This window comes from Microbacterium sp. (assembly GCF_047606385.1).
GTDB lineage: Bacteria > Actinomycetota > Actinomycetes > Actinomycetales > Microbacteriaceae > Microbacterium.
Genome location: NZ_JASGEL010000109.1, coordinates 1 through 14,448 on the forward strand (window position 1 = coordinate 1; position 14,448 = coordinate 14,448).

At 71.0% G+C, this 14,448-nt stretch carries 14 protein-coding genes; 5 read left to right on the forward strand and 9 right to left on the reverse strand.

What is annotated here, in order from left to right; genetic code table 11:
- Nucleotides 1-26: 26 nt before the first annotated feature.
- Nucleotides 27-881 (reverse strand): endonuclease domain-containing protein, encoded by an 855-nt coding sequence (locus tag QM626_RS10690; protein ID WP_415076822.1) that lies wholly within the window; start codon nucleotides 879-881, stop codon nucleotides 27-29.
- A 218-nt stretch (nucleotides 882-1,099) separates the two neighbouring features.
- Nucleotides 1,100-2,602, reverse strand: coding sequence for an IMP dehydrogenase (gene guaB, locus QM626_RS10695; protein WP_415076824.1), 1,503 nt, complete (start codon nucleotides 2,600-2,602; stop codon nucleotides 1,100-1,102).
- A 258-nt stretch (nucleotides 2,603-2,860) separates the two neighbouring features.
- On the opposite strand from guaB, the gene QM626_RS10700 reads away from it, so the two are divergent.
- From QM626_RS10700 to QM626_RS10715, 4 genes are read left to right on the forward strand one after another with little or no spacing between them, the layout of a single operon-like run.
- Nucleotides 2,861-4,246: a branched-chain amino acid ABC transporter permease gene (locus QM626_RS10700; RefSeq protein WP_415076826.1), complete on the forward strand. Its 1,386-nt coding sequence runs from the start codon at nucleotides 2,861-2,863 to the stop codon at nucleotides 4,244-4,246.
- The gene (locus QM626_RS10705; RefSeq protein ID WP_415076828.1) at nucleotides 4,246-5,229 is read left to right on the forward strand and encodes a branched-chain amino acid ABC transporter permease; all 984 of its coding nucleotides are present in this window, start codon (nucleotides 4,246-4,248) and stop codon (nucleotides 5,227-5,229) included. The genes QM626_RS10700 and QM626_RS10705 overlap by 1 nt, the downstream gene beginning before the upstream one ends.
- Nucleotides 5,222-6,226 (forward strand): ABC transporter ATP-binding protein, encoded by a 1,005-nt coding sequence (locus tag QM626_RS10710; protein WP_415076830.1) that lies wholly within the window; start codon nucleotides 5,222-5,224, stop codon nucleotides 6,224-6,226. The genes QM626_RS10705 and QM626_RS10710 overlap by 8 nt, the downstream gene beginning before the upstream one ends.
- A complete protein-coding gene (locus QM626_RS10715; RefSeq protein ID WP_415076832.1) occupies nucleotides 6,223-6,954 on the forward strand; it encodes an ABC transporter ATP-binding protein in 732 nt (243 codons plus the stop codon). Before QM626_RS10710 ends, QM626_RS10715 begins: the two co-directional genes overlap by 4 nt.
- 129 nt (nucleotides 6,955-7,083) lie before the next feature.
- On the opposite strand, the gene QM626_RS10720 is transcribed toward QM626_RS10715, so the two are convergent.
- The 4 genes from QM626_RS10720 to groES all read right to left on the reverse strand — a co-directional run bounded on the left by QM626_RS10720 (nucleotide 7,084) and on the right by groES (nucleotide 10,750).
- The gene (locus QM626_RS10720) at nucleotides 7,084-8,382 is read right to left on the reverse strand and encodes an ABC transporter substrate-binding protein (protein WP_415076834.1); all 1,299 of its coding nucleotides are present in this window, start codon (nucleotides 8,380-8,382) and stop codon (nucleotides 7,084-7,086) included.
- Nucleotides 8,383-8,594: 212 nt separating this feature from the next.
- Entirely contained in the window at nucleotides 8,595-9,515 is a 921-nt protein-coding gene (gene rarD, locus QM626_RS10725) for an EamA family transporter RarD (protein ID WP_415076845.1), read from the reverse strand.
- A gap of 146 nt (nucleotides 9,516-9,661) precedes the next feature.
- Nucleotides 9,662-10,306, reverse strand: a complete 645-nt coding sequence (locus QM626_RS10730) for a hypothetical protein (protein ID WP_415076836.1) — start codon at nucleotides 10,304-10,306, stop codon at nucleotides 9,662-9,664.
- Nucleotides 10,307-10,453: 147 nt separating this feature from the next.
- The gene (groES, locus tag QM626_RS10735) at nucleotides 10,454-10,750 is read right to left on the reverse strand and encodes a co-chaperone GroES (RefSeq protein ID WP_039394204.1); all 297 of its coding nucleotides are present in this window, start codon (nucleotides 10,748-10,750) and stop codon (nucleotides 10,454-10,456) included.
- A gap of 161 nt (nucleotides 10,751-10,911) precedes the next feature.
- On the opposite strand from groES, the gene QM626_RS10740 reads away from it, so the two are divergent.
- On the forward strand, nucleotides 10,912-12,093 hold the full coding sequence (locus tag QM626_RS10740; RefSeq protein ID WP_415076839.1) for a THUMP-like domain-containing protein: 1,182 nt from the start codon (nucleotides 10,912-10,914) through the stop codon (nucleotides 12,091-12,093).
- Between the two features lie 100 nt (nucleotides 12,094-12,193).
- Here QM626_RS10740 and QM626_RS10745 read toward each other — a convergent pair whose 3' ends face one another.
- From QM626_RS10745 to rimI, 3 genes are read right to left on the reverse strand one after another with little or no spacing between them, the layout of a single operon-like run.
- Nucleotides 12,194-12,646, reverse strand: a complete 453-nt coding sequence (locus QM626_RS10745; protein ID WP_415076840.1) for a hypothetical protein — start codon at nucleotides 12,644-12,646, stop codon at nucleotides 12,194-12,196.
- Nucleotides 12,643-13,707 (reverse strand): tRNA (adenosine(37)-N6)-threonylcarbamoyltransferase complex transferase subunit TsaD, encoded by a 1,065-nt coding sequence (gene tsaD, locus QM626_RS10750; protein ID WP_415076841.1) that lies wholly within the window; start codon nucleotides 13,705-13,707, stop codon nucleotides 12,643-12,645. Before tsaD ends, QM626_RS10745 begins: the two co-directional genes overlap by 4 nt.
- Nucleotides 13,707-14,276: a ribosomal protein S18-alanine N-acetyltransferase gene (rimI, locus tag QM626_RS10755; protein ID WP_415076843.1), complete on the reverse strand. Its 570-nt coding sequence runs from the start codon at nucleotides 14,274-14,276 to the stop codon at nucleotides 13,707-13,709. Before rimI ends, tsaD begins: the two co-directional genes overlap by 1 nt.
- Nucleotides 14,277-14,448 lie beyond the last annotated feature (172 nt).

The following is a 14,448-nucleotide window of genomic DNA, read 5'->3' on the forward strand; positions in this document are numbered from 1 at the left end:
AGCGGACGGGCGGGGCGTGACGCGGGTCAGGCGGCGCGGTGCAGGCCCGCGGCGACCGCCCGCCGGATGACCGCCTCGACGCCGGCGCGATCGTGCACCACCTGCGCATAGCTGAACCGCAGCACGGTGTATCCGCGCAGGCGCAGCTCGGCGTCGTGCGCGATGTCCTTCGCCCGCTGCGCGCTCGACGAGTGGAACTCCCACCCGTCGATCTGCACCACCAGCCTCTCGCCGATCAGCAGGTCGACGGGGCGTCCGATGAGGACGACCTGCTGACGCACACGCAGACCCCATCGGCGCAGCGGGATGACGAGCAGGGTCTCCAGGCCCGAATCCGACAGACCGAGGACCTCGGCGGCGAGCCGGCGGGCGGCGAGACTCGTCCAACGGACACGACAGAGGTAGTCGGCCGCCAGTCCTTCCGTCCTCGACGCGGACTCCCAGACGACCAGCGCCAGGTCGTGCGGCAGACAGAGCGCGACGTGCGCGAGCGCGTCTTCGACGGTTCCGACGAGCGCCGTCGGTGCCGCGGGCGCGATCGGGAGACTCCAGTGGCGGACGCATGTGTCGTCCGCCGGCGATCGCGAGCCGGGCAGCAGGTGCAGGTGGATGCCGCCGGCGGCATCGTCCGGCATCCACCACCCGCGGCGGCGCGCCAGCGTCACGCAGGAGATCCGGGCACCGGCCCGCGCCGCCGCCACGAGGTCCGGAGCGGCGGAGGGAAGCGCCAGCCACATCCGCCGGATCGCCGCCACGCGCCCCGACGCCACGAGCTCGCGCAGGAGCGATGGAGCGAACCCTGCGCACAGCGCGTCGTGGCGGTGGCGGATCCCGTCGTGCGCGAGCAGCCACTCGCCGAACTCCGGTGCCGTGCGTCGCATTCCAGCAGTGTGCCCGGCCGGCGAGGGCGGGCGGTCCGGGGATCCGTCCTCTGTGCAGTGAGAAGCGGCATCCACGCCTGGGGAGGAGAGGATGCCGCTCTCGCGAGAGTCACAGAATCGCGCCGATGTCGCAGGATTCGGGCGGAATCCTGCGACGTTCGCGTGATTCTGCGACGCCGACGTGCCGGCGGCCGGGCGCGAATGCCGCGGCCGTGACGTCAGTGCTTGTAGTTCGGCGCCTCGACGACGATCTGCACGTCGTGCGGGTGCGACTCCTTGAGGCCGGCGGGGGTGATCCGCACGAACTTGCCCTTGGCCTTGAGCTCGTCGATCGTGCGGGCCCCGACGTAGAACATCGACTGCCGCAGGCCCCCGATCAGCTGGTACGCCACCGCCGACACCGGGCCGCGATACGCGACCTGGCCCTCGATGCCCTCCGGGATGAGCTTGTCGTCACTGGGCACGTCGGCCTGGAAGTAGCGGTCCTTCGAGTACGAGGTCTGCTTGCCGCGGGTCTGCATGGCACCGAGCGACCCCATGCCGCGATACAGCTTGAACTGCTTGCCGCCCTGGAACACGACCTCGCCCGGCGACTCGTCGGTGCCCGCCAGGAGCGAGCCGAGCATGACCGAGTCGGCGCCGGCGACGAGCGCCTTGGCGATGTCGCCCGAGTACTGCAGGCCGCCGTCGGCGATCACCGGGATGCCGGCCTCCCGCGCGGCGAGCGAGGCCTCGTAGATCGCGGTCACCTGCGGCACGCCGACCCCGGCGATGATGCGGGTCGTGCAGATCGAGCCCGGCCCGACGCCGACCTTGACGGCGTCCACACCCGCGTCGATCAGCGCCTGCGCGCCCTCCCGCGTCGCGACGTTGCCGCCGACGATGTCGATGTGCTCGAACGAGCTGTCGGCCTTCAGCCGCCGGATGATGTCGATCTCGCCGGCCGAGTGGCCGTTCGCGGTGTCGACCACGATGATGTCGACGCCCGCGTCGCGCAACGCCTCGGCCCGCTCCCATGCGTCGCCGAAGAACCCGATCGCGGCGCCCACGCGCAGCCGCCCGTGGTCGTCCTTGGTGGCCAGCGGGTACTTCTCGCTCTTGTCGAAGTCCTTGATCGTGATCAGGCCGGCGAGCCGTCCCTCGTCGTCGATGAGCGGCAGCTTCTCGACGCGGTGCTGCGCGAACAGGGCGATGACCTCGTTCGCCCCGATGCCCACGTGCCCGGTGACGAGCCCGTCGCTGGTCATGACGTCCCCCACGAGGGTCGCCTGACGCTCGAAGCCGGAGACGAACCGCATGTCGCGGTTGGTGATGATGCCGACGAGGCGCCCGTCCTCGCCGACGACGGGAAGGCCGGAGATGCGGTACTGGGCGCAGAGCGCGTCGACCTCGTCGATCGTGGCGTCGGGGGTCGTGGTCACCGGGTCGGTGATCATGCCGGACTCGCTGCGCTTGACGCGGTCGACCATGGCCGCCTGGTCGGCGATGGAGAGGTTGCGGTGGATGATGCCGATGCCGCCCTCGCGCGCCACGGCGATCGCCAGCCGCGCCTCCGTGACCGTGTCCATCGCCGCCGACAGCAGCGGCGTCGCCACCGTGATGCGGCGGGTCACGCGCGACGAGGTGTCGGCCTCGCTGGGGATGACGTCGGTGTGTCCGGGCAGCAGCAGCACGTCGTCGTAGGTGAGTCCGACGAAGCCGAACGGGTCGTTGCTGTCCATGGGCTCTCCTCCCCCGCCGGCGCAGACAGGCGCCACGGCGAGACGACGGGTGCGCGGGAGAGGATCTTCCCGACACTCACGATTGTAAGCGGCGGCACCTGCGCGTTTGTTCCCGTGCCGCCGGCCCTGGACCATGACGATTCCGCAACGGTGCACCGTTGTGTCGCGTTGGAAACACGTCCGTCACACAACGCTCGTACCGTCATCGGTCAACGTCGATGGACAACGCCCTCGGTGCGCGTGCCGACTGGAGGTTCCGTGGCAGTCACCACTGCGAACGCAAGACGATCCGCACTCTGGGTCCTGTGCGCCTTCGCGGCGCTGACCGTCGTGCTGCTGCTGCACCCCGCCGCCGCTCACGCCGAGACCACGGATCCGTCGAGCGCGTCGGACACCGCGACCACGGCGCCCGACGCCGAGACGCAGACCGAGACCTGCGTCGCCTCCGCCACGGTCGGCTGCCTCAACGGCACCCTGCGCGACGCCGGCGACGGTGTCGTCGTCACCGCGACCGGCCCGGACGGGGCCGAATACAGCGCCACGACCGACGCCGACGGCAAGTGGAGCATCGCCGTGACCGTGGCGGGCGACTACCAGGTGGCCGTGGACGCCGACACGCTCCCCGACGGCGTCACGCTCAAGAGCACGGATCCGCAGACGCGCGCCGTGGCGCTCGGCGCCAACACCGCCGTGCTGTTCTCGCTCGTGGACACCGCATCCGGGGCCGACGAGGACTCCGGCTCGAGCAGCGCGACCGGGTTCGACTGGGCGCGGCTGGCGCAGCAGGCGGCATCCGGACTGCGGCTGGGCCTGCTGCTGGCCCTCGCCTCCGTCGGGCTGTCCCTGATCTACGGCACGACGGGCATCTCGAACTTCGCGCACGGCGAGCTGGTCACCCTCGGCGGTCTGCTCGCCTACGTGTTCGCGAACGTGCTGGGGCTGAACCTCTGGGTCGCCGGCCTGATCGTGGTCGTCCTGTGCGCCGTGTTCGGCTACACCCAGGATGCCGCCATCTGGCGGCCGCTGCGGCGGAGACGGCTCAGTCTCACCCAGCTGATGATCGTGACGATCGGGATGTCGCTCGCCCTGCAGTACGTGTTCCAGTTCTTCATCGGCGCCTCGACCGTACGCATCGTCACGGCCAACCCCGTCCCGGTGCAGATCGGCCCGATCTCGCTGAGCTTCGACTCGCTCGTCGCGATGGGCATCGCCGCGGTCACCCTGATCGGCGTGGGGCTGTTCCTCATCAAGACCCGCATCGGACGAGCCACGCGCGCCGTGAGCGACAACCCGGCGTTGGCTGCGGCGTCGGGCATCAACGTCGACGGCGTCATCCGCCTGATCTGGACGGCCGCGACCGCGCTGGCCGGGCTCGCCGGCATCCTGCTGGGGCTGGTGCTCAACGGCATCAACTGGATGACCGGGATGCAGCTGCTGCTCCTGCTGTTCTCCGCCGTCACCCTCGGCGGTCTCGGCACGGCCTTCGGCGCCCTCGTCGGCGCGCTGATCATCGGGATGACGGTGGAGCTGACCAACATCTGGCTGCCCGGCGACTTCAAGTACGCCACCGCGCTGCTGCTGTTGATCCTGCTGCTGCTCGTTCGACCTCAGGGCCTGTTCGGCCGGAAGGAGCGGATCGGCTGATGGACCTGGTGGGACTGCTCGCCCAGATGGCGTCGATCGCCATCGCGCCCTCGACGGCCGCGTTCGCGATCGCCGCACTCGGGCTCAACATCCACTTCGGCTACACCGGCCTGCTGAACATGGGCCAGGCCGGATTCATGCTGCTGGGCGCATATGGGTTCGCCGTGTCCGTGATCGCCGGGCTCGGCTTCTGGCCCGCGGTGCTGATCTCGCTGATCGTGGTGATCCTGTTCAGCATGGTCCTGGGCATCCCGACGCTGAAACTGCGGGGCGACTACCTCGCCATCGTCACGATCTCCGCGGCGGAGATCGTCCGCATGGTCGGTCGCTCGTCCGTCATGAACGCGATCACCGGCGGCTCCAACGGCCTGGCCGGCGCCGAATACCGTGACGCGTTCAACGCGCTGTCGTTCCTGCAGGACGGGCAGACGACGATCCTCTGGTTCACCTACGACAACGTGGGCGTCAACGGCTGGTGGATCCGCCTGGTCGGCTGGGCGCTGGTCGCCGTCTTCGTCGTGCTCACCTGGCTGCTCATGCGCAGCCCCTGGGGTCGCGTCCTCAAGGGGATCCGCGAGGACGAGGATGCCGTCCGCAGCCTCGGCAAGAGCGCCTACGCCTTCAAGATGCAGGCGCTCCTGCTGGGCGGATGCCTCGGCGCGGTCGCCGGCATCATCTACGTGCTCCCGTCCTCCGTCCAGCCCGACGGGCTCGGCCGTTCCACGACGTTCTTCCTGTGGACGGCCCTCCTCCTCGGCGGCGCGGCGACGATCTTCGGTCCGGTGCTGGGCTCGATCCTGTTCTTCGCGGTGCGCATCTTCGTGCAGGGCGTCACCGGCATGGTCGTGCCCTCGGGCTTCTGGTCGTCGCAGCAGGTCGAGCAGTTCTCCTGGGTCATGGTGGGCGTGGCGCTCATGCTGCTGGTGATCTTCAGGCCGCAGGGCATCCTCGGCAACAAGAAGGAGCTGAGCTTCAATGTCTGAGCAGACGGCCGCCGCCGATGCACGCAGCGCGCTGGCCGCGGTGCCGCACACCCCCGGCGCCGCCAAACCCGACCCGATCCTCGTCGTCGACAACATCATCCGCCGCTTCGGCGGCATGACCGCGGTCGACGTGGAGCACGTCGAGGTCCAACGCGGGGCGATCACCGCCCTCATCGGGCCCAACGGCGCGGGCAAGACGACGTTCTTCAACCTGATCACCGGGTTCGACCGGCCCAGCAGCGCGAAGCGGCTGCTGGGGGGACCGCCGGCCGGCAAGGCCGCACGGTGGTCCTTCGACGGGGCCACGCTCGACAACACCGCAGCGTCGAAGGTGGCGCGCAAGGGCATGGTGCGCACCTTCCAGCTGACCAAGGCCCTCTCCCGCATGACGGTGATCGACAACATGCTGCTGGGCGCGCGCGACCAGGCCGGCGAGAACATGGCCATCGCGCTCGTGCCGCCGCTGTGGCGCAAGCGGGAGAAGGAGATCACCGAGAAGGCGCACGACCTGCTGCGGCGGTTCACGCTGGACGAGAAGAAGGACGACCTCGCCGGCTCCCTGTCCGGCGGGCAGAAGAAGCTGCTCGAGATGGCACGGGCGCTGATGAGCGACCCGAAGATGATCATGCTCGACGAGCCGATGGCGGGCGTCAACCCGGCGCTGACCCAGTCGCTGCTGGGCCATATCCAGGCGCTTCGCGACGACGGCATGACCGTGCTGTTCGTCGAGCACGACATGCACATGGTGCGCCACATCTCCGACTGGGTGATCGTGATGGCCCAGGGCAGAGTGGTAGCCGAAGGACCCGCGGCCGACGTCATGAACCAGCCCGCCGTGATCGACGCCTACCTCGGCGCCCACCACGACACCGATCTCGGCGACGACGCGCTGCTGACGAGCGCGGTCATCGAGCAGCTGGAGTCGGAGGCCGAGCAGGCGGACGCCGCGGACGAGACGAGGGTCGACGAGGCGCTCGGGAAGGGAGACCGCTCGTGAGCGAGCCCGTCCTCATCGCGAAGGACCTGCACGCCGGCTATCTGCCGGGAGTCAACATCCTCAACGGCGTGAACATCGAGGCGCGCCCGGGCGAGCTCATCGGCATCATCGGTCCCAACGGCGCCGGCAAGTCCACGTTCCTGAAGGCCGTCTTCGGCCAGGTGTCGATCCGCGGCGGATCGGTCACGTTGCAGGGCACCGACATCACCGGGTGGAAGCCCAACCGGCTCGTCGCGGCCGGCGTCGGCTTCGTGCCGCAGACCAACAACGTGTTCCCCTCGCTGACGATCTCCGAGAACCTGCAGATGGGCATCTACCAGAAGCCGCGGAAGTTCAAGGAGCAGCTCGGCAGGATCTTCGAGATCTTCCCCATGCTCGCCGAGCGGCGCGACCAGCGTGCCGGCTCGCTCTCCGGCGGCGAGCGGCAGTCCGTCGCGATGGCGCGGGCGTTGATGATGGACCCCTCCGTGCTGCTGCTCGACGAGCCCTCCGCCGGGCTCTCCCCGGTACGGCAGGACGAGACGTTCCTGCGCACCCGCAGCATCAACAAGGCCGGCGTGTCGGTGATCATGGTCGAGCAGAACGCACGACGCTGCCTGCAGATCTGCGACCGCGCCTACGTCCTCGACCAGGGCCGGGACGCCTACACGGGCACCGGACGTGAACTGGCGAACGACCCGAAGGTCATCCAGCTCTACCTCGGCACCCTCGCGACCGACGCTCACTGACCGCCGCGCATCCGCATCCCGTGCGCTCGTGCCCCCGCGCGCACGGGAGACGCCCCCGGGGTATGTGGGGCGGGGACGAGGATGGCCCCCGGACGGGGTCCGGGGGCCATCCTGCGGTGCGTCAGCGGATCAGGACTCGCCCTCCACCGCGCTCTGCCACACCGGCTTGTTGTCGCCGTCGAACTGGTAGATGCCGATGAAGGCGCTCGACGGGTCGTTCTGCGAGTTGAACGGGCCGACGCTGGAGACGCCCACGTAGTGGATCGTCTCGCCCGCTTCGATCAGCGCCTTGCAGTCCGCGTAGGTGTTGCACTCGGTTCCGCCGTCCGCTCCCGACACCGAGGCCATGTTGGCCTGGATGGTGGCGCCGTCGGTCGCGCCGCCCTGGAGCGCCGCGAGCGCCGTGAGGATGGTCGCGTCGTAGGACTCCGCCGAGTAGGAGTAGTCGGAGAGCGCTGCGCCCTCGACGGCCTCGCTCCACGCCGACGCGCGGGACTTGAAGTCGTCCGAGGCGTTCGCACCGGGGATGGTCCCCTGCGCGCCCTCGAGCGTGCCGGCCTCGAAGTCCTCCGAGTAGTCGGCGGTGTTGCCGTCGGTGTAGTAGGTCTTGGACATGTCCCAGCCCTGCGCCACCAGCTCGGGGATGATCGCCTTCGTCTCGTCGAACGCGATGATCACGATGGCGTCGGGATCGCTCGCGATCGCCGCGGTGACCTCCGACGAGAACGTGGTCTGTCCGGGCGGGAACTCCTCGCCCGCACCGGTCGCGCCGTAGGTCACGGTGCCGCCGGCGTCCTCGACGGTCTCCTCCACGACGTCACGCAGGCCCGTCCCGTACGTGTCGTTGAACACGAGGAAGGCGATGTTCGCATTGCCGTCGCTCGTGATGAGCTGGCCGAGGGCCGACCCCTGCACCGTGTCCGGCGGCGCGGTGCGGAAGTAGAAGTCGGAGTAGCCGGACAGCGCCGCCGACGTGTTCGCCGGCGAGACCATCACGATGTCGGCGGCGGTGATCGTGTCGACGACGTTGAGCGTCACCGACGACGAGGCGGCGCCGATCACCGTGGAGACGTCGGCCGAGATGAGGTCGGCCGCCGACGCGGTCGAGACCGTCATGTCGCTCGAGTCGCCCGAGTCGGTCCAATAGGTGCAGGCGCTGTCGCCGGCGGCGACGATGTCGTCGACGGCCAGGCCCACGCCCGCGATCTCGGGCGGACCGAGGAACGCGAGTGAGCCGGTGACCGGCAACAACGTGCCGACTTTGAGGGTGTCTGCGCTGGTGGCGTCATCCGCGCAGTCCTGCGACGTGTAGTCGGCGGCGGCGGACGACTCGGTCGACGAGCTGCTGCCCGAACACCCGACCAGCGCGAGGGCCGTCGCGGCGGTCAGGCCGGCCGCGGCGAACCACGCCTTCTTCGCGTGAACCATGAGGTTCGTTCCTTTCACTCTTGACGAGCGACCCGTGCCGGCCGCATTGCCGGGACGGTAACCGCGGATTGTTTCCGTGGTGTTGTGTGCGCGGGTCGTACACGTTCCTGCTGGCCGATCGCGACGGAATCGTTATGAATCCTCTGGATCGTGGTCTCGACAGGACGGGAAAGGCGTGCCGGCGGCGACGGATCCGGCCGCCGCGGACGTGCTCAGGTCAGGTCGGCGAGGTCCGAGGGAGACTCCGCGCGCGCGGCACGGTGACCGCGGCGGACGGAGACGAGCGAGTCCGCCGTGAGCACCGCCAGCGCGATCCACACCAGCGCGAACCCGGCCCATCGCTGCGACGACATCGGCTCGCCCAGCAGCCATGCCCCGGTGATGAACTGCATGATCGGCGTGACGAACTGCAGCAATCCGATCAGACTCAGCGGAACACGGCGCGTGCCCGCGGCGAACAGCAGCAGCGGCACTGCGGTGACGACGCCGGCCAGCAGCAGCAGCGTCGCGTGACCGGCCCCCGCCGTGCCCATCGTCAGGCCCGCGGTCGTCGCGACGACGGCCAGCTGTGCCGCCGCCACGGGCGTGAGCCACATCGTCTCCAGCGTCAGTCCGCTCACGGCGTCCACCGTCGGGCCGATGTGCTTCTTGACGAGCCCGTACAGCCCGAAGGAGAACGCCAGGGCCAGGGCGATCCAGGGGAACGCGCCGTAGCCGACGACGATCACGCCGACGGCGACAGCGGCCACGCCGATCGCGATCCACTGCGCGACGCGCAGGCGCTCGCGCAGCACGAGGACGCCCAGCAGCACCGTCACGATCGGGTTGATGAAGTAGCCGAGGCTGGTCTCGATCACGTGACCGGTCAGGGTGGCCAGCACGAAGACCTGCCAGTTGACGTACACCAGGACGCCGGCGACCGCCGTCCACCACAGCCGTCGCGGAGTGCGCAGGATCGCGACCAGCGCCGGCCAGCCGCGCGTCACCGTCACCAGCGCTGCGCAGAAGACGAGCGAGAGCAGCACACGCCAGGCGACGACCTCCCACGGCCCGGTCGGCTCCAGCATCAGGAAGTACAGCGGCAGCACGCCCCACAGCAGATACGCGCCGAGCGCGAACGCCCCGCCCCGCATGGTCGCGGCGGCATCTGAGGAGGGCACGCGGCCAGCCTAGGCCGACGCCGGCGCCGCGGGCGCGGCATCCCCGCTGCTCGACTGCCGAGAAGCCTGCGATTCCTGCCAGATGACTGCGGCGGGTGCGGCGGGATGCCGCGGGCGGGTCACTCGGCGGCGCAGGAGCGGCGCGGGCTCTGGTCCTCGAGGCCGGTGCAGTTGTGCAGGGTGATGGTGGTGCTCGTCTTCGTGCCGTCGGTGCGCAGCAGGGTGAACGTGTAGTTCTCGGACGAGCGCGAGCAGTCGTAGACGAAGCCGTCGACCGTGCCCGCGGTCGCGCTCGTCAACGACCACTGCTGATACGGTGCGCTGCTCGCGTCGGTGGTGTTCACGCCGAACCACAGCGTCGTGCCGGTCGCCGACCAGCTGCCGACGAGGGACACGTTCACGGAGGTCGCGCACGAGTCGTCGCCCTCGACGAAGACATCGGCGGACGAGATGCTGCCGGTGGATGTCGTCGACCCGCCGGAGGAGCCCGATGATCCCCCCGACGAACCCGATCCGGACGAGCCGCTGTCGTCGCTCTCGGCGACGGTCGTGGCGGTCGCCGTGGCCGTGGCGGTCGCGGTAGGGGTGGGCGTCGCGCTCGCTGTGACGCTGGGCGTGGCGACGGCCTCCGTACCGGTGAGACGCCCGGTGAGCAGCAGAGTCACCAGCGAGGTGGCGACCACCAGCAGCAGCGCGGCGAGGATCACGACAGCGACGATCAGCCCACGACGGCGGCCTGCGGCGGGGGGAACCGGCTCAGCCATGACGCCCGTCCTTTCGACGTGACACCGGTGATGTGAGCGCAGTGTAGCGCCGCGACGGGGAGCAGCGAAACCGTTGCGCGACAGGCGGGACGGCGAAGGGCGCGGATGCCGCAGCATCCGCGCCCTTCGCGATCTGTCGGGTGAGCCTCAGCGCACCACGACGGCGAGCACGTCACGCGCCGAGAGCACGAGGTACTCGTCGGCGCCGAACTTGACCTCGGTCCCGCCGTACTTGCTGTAGAGCACACGGTCGCCGACGGCGACGTCGAGCGGAACGCGGTTGCCGTTGTCGTCGATGCGGCCGGGGCCGACCGCCACGACCTCGCCCTCCTGGGGCTTCTCCTTGGCGGTGTCGGGGATGACCAGACCACTCGCGGTGGTCTGCTCGGCCTCGACCTGCTTGATGACGATGCGGTCCTCGAGCGGCTTGATGGAAACCGACACGGTGTACCTCTTCCTTGTGACTTCACGAAAGACTGGTTAGCACCCTCACGCCGAGAGTGCTAACGCCAGTCTAGGGTCCCGCTGGCACTCTTGCAACGCGAGTGCCAGAGTGCGTCACATAACGCGATCCCCGGGGGCGTCGCCCCGCATACCCTGGTGCGATGACGATCGACGAGCTGCGCGTCCTGCTCACCCCCGATGGGCTGCGACTGCTCGACGAGATCGGCGAGCTCGCCTCCACCGGGGATGTCGCCCGCGCCGTGACGACGCTGCGCCGGGCGGGGCACTCCGCTGACCTCGTGACCGCGGTGGTCGGACAGGCCCGCCTGCGCACCCGCGCGACGGCGAAGTTCGGCGATTTCGCCGGACGGATGCTGTTCACCAGGGCGGGGCTGGAGCAGGCGACGCGACTCGAGGTCGCCGCCCTGCACGCCGGGCGGTTCCGGGCCGCCGGCACCGCCCGCGTCGCCGATCTCGGGTGCGGCATCGGCGGCGACGCGCTCGGCCTCGCGGGGATCGGGCTGGATGTCGTGGCGGTGGACGCCGACGAGGTCACGGCCGCGCTCGCCGCCTACAATCTCGCCCCGTTCGGCGCCGAGGTGCGGCACGCGCGCGCCGAGGACGTCGACCTCGACGACGTCGACGCGGTGTGGCTCGATCCCGCGCGCCGCACGGCGGGGCACACCGAGACGCGGCGGGTCGCCGCATCCGACTACACGCCCGCGCTGGACTGGGTGTTCGACCTCGCCCGGCGTCTGCCCGCCGGCGTGAAGCTCGGGCCCGGGTTCGACCGCGACGAGATCCCCGCCGACTGCGAGGCGCAGTGGATCGGCGTGGACGGCTCGACGATCGAGCTCGTGCTGTGGTCCGGGGCGCTGGCGCGGCCCGGTGTCCGGCGAGCGGCGCTGGTGATCCGGGGCGGCACCGCGCACGAGCTCACCGCGGCCGGCGACGCCGCAGACGTCCCCGTGCGCCCTCTCGGCGCGTTCGTGCACGAGCCCGACGGCGCCGTCATCCGGGCCCGCCTGATCGGCGACGTCGCCCGGGCGTTGGATGCCGGGATGCTGGCGCCAGGCATCGCCTACCTGACCTCGGACGCGGCGCTGACCAGCCCGTTCGTGCAGTCGTTCCGGGTGCGCGAGGAGCTGCCCTTCGACGTGAGATCGCTGGGCAGGGCGCTGCGGGAGCGCGGGATCGGGCGGCTCGAGATCAAGAAGCGCGGGGTGGACGTGGACCCCGCGGTCCTGCGCACGAAGCTGAAGCCCGCGGGTCCCGACGCGGCCACGCTGCTGCTCACGCGGACCCCCGCCGGCCGGCGGGCGATCCTCGCCGACCGGGTGTGAGCGTCACCCTCAGGGCCGCGAGACCGCATCCGGGCGCCGAGACGGTGGGTGCACCCCACGGTCTCGGCGGGTGGATGCGGTCTCGCTGAGCGGAGGACGGTCAGCGGGTGAGCGCGTAGACGAGCCAGCCGGCGCTGTAGACGAGCGATGCCGCGGCCAGCACGATCGCCCAGATCCCCGACGAGCGCTGATCCCGGCGACGGGCCGCGACCACACCCAGCACCACGCCGATGACGCCGAGCGGGAACGCCCAGCCGACCACGATCGAGGCCGCCAGCCCGGAGATCGCGAACACGAGCGCGTACACCCCGGGTCGCCACGGCACGGCCGGCTCGGCGACGGCGGCGGGGGCCCCGGCATCCGGTTCCCAGGCGTGCGCCTCGAGCGCCGCCATGTCGATCGGCGCGGTCGGCGGCGTGGTGAACCCGCCCCGGTGCTCGCCGGGCAGCACCGTCGCGGCGGCCGGGAGCGCCACTTCGGGCGAGGGCGGCTCCAGCCGCGGGGCGGATGCGGCCGGCTCCGGCTGCGCCGGCTCGGCCCGGGGATCGCTCACGCCGGCACCCCGGCATCCATCGGCGCGACCTGGATCTCGGTCACCGGGAGCGTCGAGTCCGCGCCGAAGGCGAGCGTCGAGGGCGGGCGGCCGGACATGATCAGCTCGGCGGCGAGCGCGGCGATCATCGCGCCGTTGTCGGTGCACAGCCGCAGCGGCGGGATGCGCACCGTGACGCCGGCCGCCGCGGCCCGCTCGAGCGTGACATCGCGCAGCCGGCGGTTGGCGATGACGCCCCCGCCGAGGAGGAGACGGGGCACCCCGAACCTCGCGCAGGCGTCGAGCGCCTTGGTCACCAGCACGTCGACGACGGCTTCCCGGAAGGATGCGGCGACGTCGGGCACCGATGCGCCGGGCGTCTGCTCCAGGTAGCGGGCGACGGCGGTCTTCAGCCCCGAGAACGAGAAGTCGTAGCGGTGCTCGGCCAGGTCGGAGGCGCGGGAGAGCCCGCGGGGGAACCGGATCGCGGCCGGGTCGCCGGCCGCCGCCGCGCGGTCGATCTCGGGACCGCCCGGATAGGGCAGGCCGAGCAGGCGCGCCACCTTGTCGAACGCCTCGCCGGCAGCGTCGTCGACGGTCTCGCCCAGCAGCTCGACATCGGTGGTGAGGTCGCGCACGAGCAGCAGCGAGGTGTGGCCGCCCGAGACGAGCAGGGCGACGGTGGGGTACTCGAGAGGTCCGGCGTCGGCGTCCAGGATGTCGGCCGCGATGTGACCGACGAGGTGGTTCACGGCGTACAGCGGCGTGGCGAGTCCGACCGCCAGGGCCTTCGCGGCGCCGACGCCGACCATGAGGGCGCCGGCCAGACCCGGGCCGCTGGTGACGGCGACGGCATCCAGCTCGTGCAGGCCCACACCGGATTCGGCCAGGGCCGCCTCGATCGCCGGCTGCAGCGCCTCGAGATGCGCACGGGCGGCGACCTCGGGCACGACCCCGCCGTAGCGGGCGTGCTCGTCCATGGAGCTGGCGATCGTGTTGCTCAGCAGCGTGCGGCCGCGGACGATCCCGATCCCGGTCTCGTCGCAGCTGCTCTCGATGCCCAGCACCAGCGGCTCGACCATCAGCACCACCCCCGCCCGGCCGGGGGTCTCGCGCTCCCCCGTGCGCGTAACTCAGGCAGATCGTCGCCGACGGCCGCGTGCGCGTCGCGTTCGCGCGGTTCTGCCTGAATTGCGGACGCCCAACCGGTCAGGTCGAGTCGCATGATGACGGCGTCGACGTCGTCGGGCTGGTAGTACCGCGGCCGGCGGCCCGTCTCGATGAAGCCCTCGCTGCGGTAGAGGCTCTGCGCGACCGGGTTGTCCGCCCGCACCTCGAGGAAAACGGTGCCGGCGCCCGCGACCAGCGCATGCCCGAGCAGGTTCGCCAGCAGGTCCCGCCCGCGCCCGCGGCCGCGGACGGCGGCATCCAGCGCGATGGTCTGGATGTCGGCGTCGCCCGCGCCGGCGACCGCGCGCACTCCGCCGTACCCGATCACCCGGCCGCCCTCTTCGACGACCGTGTAGGCGGTGTGCGGCGAGGCGAGCTCGGCGGCCATCATCGCCTCCGACCATGCGTCGGTCGGGAAGCAGGCCCGCTCGATCGCCATGATCGCGGCCAGGTCGTCCGCCGTGGCAGATCGCATGCTCATGCGTTCACCCGCTTGGGGGTGTGCGGCAGGGTCACGTCCGGCGAGCGCAGGTAGAGCGGCTGGTCGGGTCCGATCGTGCGCCCCGCCGCGAGGGCACGGCCCGCCGCCAGCGCCAGCAGCGGCGCGGGGACGGCGGCCGCGTCGAGGCGTTCGGCGCCGAGCCCGGCCAGAC